General features: G+C 28.6%; 5 protein-coding genes. All 5 read right to left on the reverse strand.

Going from position 1 to position 5682, the window contains the following annotated elements; translation table 11 throughout:
* Window positions 1–26 precede the first annotated feature (26 nt).
* Window positions 27–1304: a serine--tRNA ligase gene (serS, locus tag ACQCX0_RS05765; RefSeq protein WP_462563219.1), complete on the reverse strand. Its 1278-nt coding sequence runs from the start codon at window positions 1302–1304 to the stop codon at window positions 27–29.
* A gap of 93 nt (window positions 1305–1397) precedes the next feature.
* Window positions 1398–2129: a twin-arginine translocase subunit TatC gene (gene tatC, locus ACQCX0_RS05770; protein WP_462563220.1), complete on the reverse strand. Its 732-nt coding sequence runs from the start codon at window positions 2127–2129 to the stop codon at window positions 1398–1400.
* Window positions 2130–2260: 131 nt separating this feature from the next.
* Window positions 2261–2551, reverse strand: a complete 291-nt coding sequence (locus ACQCX0_RS05775; protein WP_462563221.1) for a twin-arginine translocase TatA/TatE family subunit — start codon at window positions 2549–2551, stop codon at window positions 2261–2263.
* 5 nt (window positions 2552–2556) lie between these two features.
* The gene (gene tatA, locus ACQCX0_RS05780) at window positions 2557–2724 is read right to left on the reverse strand and encodes a twin-arginine translocase TatA/TatE family subunit (RefSeq protein WP_462563222.1); all 168 of its coding nucleotides are present in this window, start codon (window positions 2722–2724) and stop codon (window positions 2557–2559) included.
* Window positions 2725–2783: 59 nt separating this feature from the next.
* Window positions 2784–3824 carry a hypothetical protein gene (locus ACQCX0_RS05785; RefSeq protein WP_462563223.1) on the reverse strand — a complete coding sequence of 347 codons (1041 nt, stop codon included), beginning with the start codon at window positions 3822–3824 and terminating at the stop codon, window positions 2784–2786.
* Between the last annotated feature and the right edge of the window lie 1858 nt (window positions 3825–5682).

Raw genomic sequence — 5682 nt, forward strand, 5'->3', positions numbered from 1 at the left:
TAAATTTTGCTAATCAGTCAATAATATTATACAATTTTAGTAATAACTTCTTGATTATTCATATACGATTGTAAAACTTTAGGTATTTGTATAGAACCATCAAATTGTTGATAGTTCTCTAAAATAGCAATTAAGCATCTACCCACTGCAACACCAGAGCCATTTAAGGTATGCACAAAAGTATTTTTAGCATTTGCTTTGGATTTATATCTTATTTGCATACGTCTGGCTTGGAAATCAGTACATAAAGAACAACTGGAAATTTCTCTGTATTTATTCTGGCTAGGAATCCAAACCTCTATATCATAGGTTTTAGTAGAGGAAAATCCCATATCTTTACTGCATAATAGCATTGTTCTATATGGTAATTCTAATAATTGTAAAACTTTTTCCGCACACTCTGTAATATATTCCAATTCTTCTTTTGAGTGTAAAGGGTTTGCAATGCTTACTAATTCTACCTTTTGAAATTGATGCATTCTAATCATACCGCGGGTATCTCTCCCTGTAGCCCCTGCTTCTGAACGAAAACATAAAGTTAGTGCACTTAATCTTAAGGGTAGAGTTTCTTCTTGTAAAATTTTATCAGCAACCATTCCTACTAAAGGAATTTCCGAAGTAGAAATTAGCCATCTATCATCTATGGTTCTAAACATCTCCTCAGAAAATTTGGGAAGTTGCCCCGTACCAAATAAAATATTTTCTTTTACAAGAGCTGGTACTGAGTATTCTACAAAATTATGTTTTGTTGTATGTAAATCTATCATGAAATTAGCAAGTGCTCTTTCTAATTTTGCTAAATCTCCTTTAAGGATTACAAAACGGCTACCGGAGAGCTGACTTGCAGTTTCAAAATCCATTAACCCTAAATCAGTGCCTAAATTCTCATGAGATTTCGGAATAAAACTAAACTCCCTAAGATAACCCCATTTTCTTATTTCTTGATTATCATCTTCACAAGCCCCAACCGGAACATCATCCTCTTGCAGATTAGGAATATAGCATAACTCTAACTTTAATTTTTCTTCTAAACTCTTGGTTTGATGTTCTAAAGAATTTTCAGAAAATTTAGTTTTACTAACCTCTGCTAATAAAGCCGTAGCATCTGCCCCCATAGTTTTAAGATACCCTATTTCTTTAGCAAGTTTATTCCTATAAGCTTGTAATTCTTGGGTTTGATTCTTATGCTCCCTTAATTCTGCATCTAACTTTAGAATATGATTAGATAAGGGTGTCATACCGCGTTCTTCAAGCTTTTTATTTACCAGTTCTAAATTATCTCTTATTATTTTTATATCAATCATGGCTTTAGTATAAAATATTTTAAATTACATTATAATACAATAATATTTTACACCTCTTTGATAAGCAAGCAAAAACTACGAATTTCTATTTTTCTATACTTTTCTTTGTAAATTAATAATTTTTAGTAAAAAATAAGATAATTCATACAGTATTATTAAAATTAATGCCACCATAATTTGACTAAAGGGGTCAGGAGGGGTAAAAATTGCCCCGATAATAAAGAAAACTACTATAGCATAACGTCGAAACTGCTTTAGGTTTGATACTTCTATTAATCCTAGTAAATTGAGAACAATTATTACAATCGGTAATTCACAAGCCACTCCCATACTTAAAATAATTGTTAATGCAAAACTAATATACTCACTCATTGTTGGTAATAATAATAAAGATTTATCTAATACGGAGAATTTTACAAAAAAATCAAAAATCACCAAGAAACCGAAATAATAAGCAAAAAAAGCTCCGATAAAAAATAAAATTGGTATTAAAACAATTATTACGGCAAATGCTACTTTTTCTATTTGTTTTAAGGATGTAAATAGATAATAAAATAGTTGGATGCAAAATAAGGGTAAGAACACTACTAAAGTACAAAAGATTGTAATCTTAAGGTAGGTAAAAAAACTCTCTGTTATAGCCGTTACTATAAAATTAGAACTATAACCATACTTTAGCATAACTGATATAAGCGGTTTATTTAAAAAAGCGTAAATATTATTAGAAAAATAAAAAAATATTATAACTAAAGCTATGAAATACCCTATGGCTATTAAAATTTGTTTTTTTAAATCTCTAAGATGTGTTATTAAATTTTTATCCATAATTTAAAACATATAAAAAGATATGTTAATTTGAGCATTTTTATGAAGAAACTTACTTTGGTACAATTGTTAAATTCACTTTTAAAATATATTTTTTATTATCTGTAGAAAAATTATCTACTTTAGGCGATCTATTTTAGGGTATCTGTATTAGAGGTTTCTTGCTGATTGTGTATAAGTACACTCTTATCCTGAATAAGCTCTTTTTCCTTATTATTAGATTTTTCCGTAATAAAATAATCCTCTAAATTGCCTAAGTTATGAATTTGTTCAGCTTCACCCTTAATATTAAAAAAAATATTTTTTATTTTTCTTACATATTTTCCAATATTAAACATAATATTCGGCACATCCTGCGGTTTAATAAAAATTACGGCTATTACTACAATAACTATAAATTCATAAAGACTAATCCCGAACATTATATTTATTTTTTATCATTATTATTAATATCATCATCATTTAAGCCTTTTTTAAAAGATTTAATACCCTTACCCAAATCATGAAAGAAAGCTGAGATTTTACCACGACTGCCGAATAATATAAAGATTACAATTAAAACTATAATCCAATGCCAGAAACTAAAATAACCCATAAAAATTCCTATTGTTTGTTCTCACTAATCTACTATTCATAATTATTTTATAAAAATTCTTAACCTTTTTTAGCATTTAGTTTGCTTAATTCATTCTTAGTAATTTCTACTACAAAACAATCTAATTGATTATTCTTTAAATAACTACAATATTTAGCAGCCTCTTCTTTAGTAGGGTATGATGGCATGTTTAGGGTTTCTTCATCTCTATAACCTAATCCCAACCTATAAAAAATACCTTTATTAGGAACAATTGTTTGAGTAATATATACTTTATGACTAATAAATAACTCAGGTTTACTTTTCTCAATAATCTTCCACTTTTCTTCTACTTTTGCCTTAGTATCTGAAGAAAAAATATTCACTAAAAAGGCTTTATTAGGAGACGCTACAGTTTTTTTTGCAGGTAAAATATTCTCTTTTTTAGTTACAGCCTTAGGAGGCAGAGCTTTAGAAGTTAGGGTTTTAGTTTTCGAAGCCTGAGTATTCGGAATAGTTTGTTTTGCCATAAGAGTAGTTAAGCTTTTATCTTTATTGATTTTCTTAGTCTCTTCATATTTTTTAGTAAGATTTTTCTGCAAAGAATCTTTTCCTTGAGTTATAACAGGCAACTTGTTTTTACTCTTACTACTAATTGCTGAGGATTCTTTTTCTGGCTCGGCAGTTTTTTTAGAATTACTATCAATAGTATTATTGGTTTGATTTTTTATAAATTCATATTCTTGCTCTTTACCTTGATTTAATTCAGAATAATCCTGTTTAAGATTTTGATTTTGAGCTATAATAATATCTTTATTAATTTCTTCTTCTTCATAATTAGTACTTCTAAAAACCAAAATCAGTGCAAAAATAGAAATAAATACCATAATCACCCAAATAAATCCTTTGGTAATTACATCTAAATATTCCCCACTCTCTGTAGAACCCATAACCTTAGAAAACATAGACCTTTTTTTCAAGTGAGTTTTATTATCCTCCAAGAGCACAGCTTCTTTTTCTTCTAAATCAAGAGGACTCTCAATTTGCTTACTTTTTCTTAGAATTCTAAAATCATCTTCAAAATTAAAATTATTATTTTTATCAAATCTATTATTTGACATTATCTAAAGACCTTTGTTTTTACATTCTCTCAGGAAGATTAACTCCTAAGATTTTTAAAGCTATGCTTATATTAATTTTTACAGCTTTTAATAAAGATAACCTAGAAATGGTTAAATTTTTATTATTTTCTTGAATAAATCTTAAAGCAGAATTTTCCTTACCTTTATTCCAAAGATTATGAAAGTTACTTGTAATACTTAATAAAAATAAAAAAATTCTATGAGGATCATTATGTAACAAAGCAATTCTAAGATCTGCCTTAAATCCTGATAAAAGTTTAATTAATTTTATTTCTTGTTGGTCTGTTAATAAGCTTTTATCCGCACTGATAAAATCTTGCTTACTAAGAGTAATTTTAACTTCTGCTTCATAATTTCTTAATACGGAACAAATTCTGGCAAAAGCATATTGAATATAGAATACTGGATTATCTGAATTTTGGGACAGTACTTTTTTTAGATCAAAATCCAAGGGAATATCATTCTTTCTGGTAATCATAATAAAACGAAAAACATCACTCCCCACTTCATCAATTACTTCTCTTAGGGTTAAGAAATGTCCTGTACGTTTAGACATTTTTATAGGTTTATTATCTGCTAATAAATTAACTAAATTGCACATAACAACCTCTAAAACCACATTATTATTAGATAAAGCACTAACTCCTGCTCGAATTCTTTTAACGTATCCTGAATGGTCTGCACCTATAACATCAACTAGTTTTGCTCCTCCGCGTTTAATTTTATCTAAATGGTATACTAAATCATTAGCAAAATAGGTTCTACTCCCATCGAATTTTTCTAAAACCCTATCCATATCATCACCAAATTTTGTAGATTTAAACAGCAATTGTTCCTTTACTTCAAAATCATCCTTTGATTTACCCTTAGGAGGTTCTAGATAACCTCTATACACTAAATTCTTGCGTTCTAAAAATTTTATTGTCTCAGTATATGTAACCTCTGTAACGGTATTCTTTTCTGAGCTGAAAATATCATGGTTAATTTTTAATAAGGATAAATCTGCTTTAATTAATTGCATAATCTTAGAAACCGCAACTTCTTTAAAGTATTCCATAGTATTACTTTGATTATCTAAACCTTGATCATCTATATACTTACTACCCTCCTTAGTAACTATTTTTTCTGCTATAAGGATAAGATATTCTCCGGGATAAAAACCCTCATCTGGCGGTATAAGTGGCGGTGTATTTGATTTTTGTAATAATTCTTGGTATCTAAAATATAATGATTTTGCTAAAATATCCACCTGATTACCAGAATCGTTAACATAGTATTCTTTTTGCACTTTAAAGCCTAGATAGGTATATAACTTACAAAGAATGTCTCCTATTACTGCTCCTCTGCCATGTCCTAAATGTAGCGGACCAGTAGGATTTGCCGAAACAAACTCTATATTAACTGCTAAATTATTACCCAGATTCATTTTAGCATAATCTTCTTCATAAATCAGCATTTCATCAAGAATTTTATAATAGCAATTATTCTCTAAGAAAAAATTGATAAAACCAGGAGCTACTATTTGAATGTCAGCTACTCCCTCTACTTTTAACAACTGAGGTTTGAGGGTTACGGCAATTTCCTGAGGATTCTTGTTTAAGTATTTAGTTAAAACCATAGCAATATTTGTGGCAATATCACCATGATTACTCTTTTTAGGAACCTCTGTTATAAAATTTTGTAAAGGAATCTCTAAATTATTACTATTTTCCTGAAAAATCTCTAGTACACTTTTAATAATTGCTCTGTGAAAATATTCAAAAATATTCATAACTAACCTTATTAATTTTATTGCTACAATTCCAAGATCGGAAGAGCGGTTCAGCAGGAATGCCGA

It is taken from the genome of Candidatus Hepatincolaceae symbiont of Strigamia maritima, assembly GCF_055505085.1.

Excerpts from the sequence above, each read along its gene's own strand:
- tatC (WP_462563220.1), bottom strand. The coding sequence starts at position 2,129 with ATGGATAAAAATTTAATAACACATCTTAGAGATTTAAAAAAACAAATT.
- tatA (WP_462563222.1), bottom strand. The coding sequence starts at position 2,724 with ATGGGTTATTTTAGTTTCTGGCATTGGATTATAGTTTTAATTGTAATC.
- ACQCX0_RS05785 (WP_462563223.1), bottom strand. The coding sequence starts at position 3,824 with ATGTCAAATAATAGATTTGATAAAAATAATAATTTTAATTTTGAAGAT.
- ACQCX0_RS05775 (WP_462563221.1), bottom strand. The coding sequence starts at position 2,551 with ATGTTCGGGATTAGTCTTTATGAATTTATAGTTATTGTAGTAATAGCC.
- serS (WP_462563219.1), bottom strand. The coding sequence starts at position 1,304 with ATGATTGATATAAAAATAATAAGAGATAATTTAGAACTGGTAAATAAA.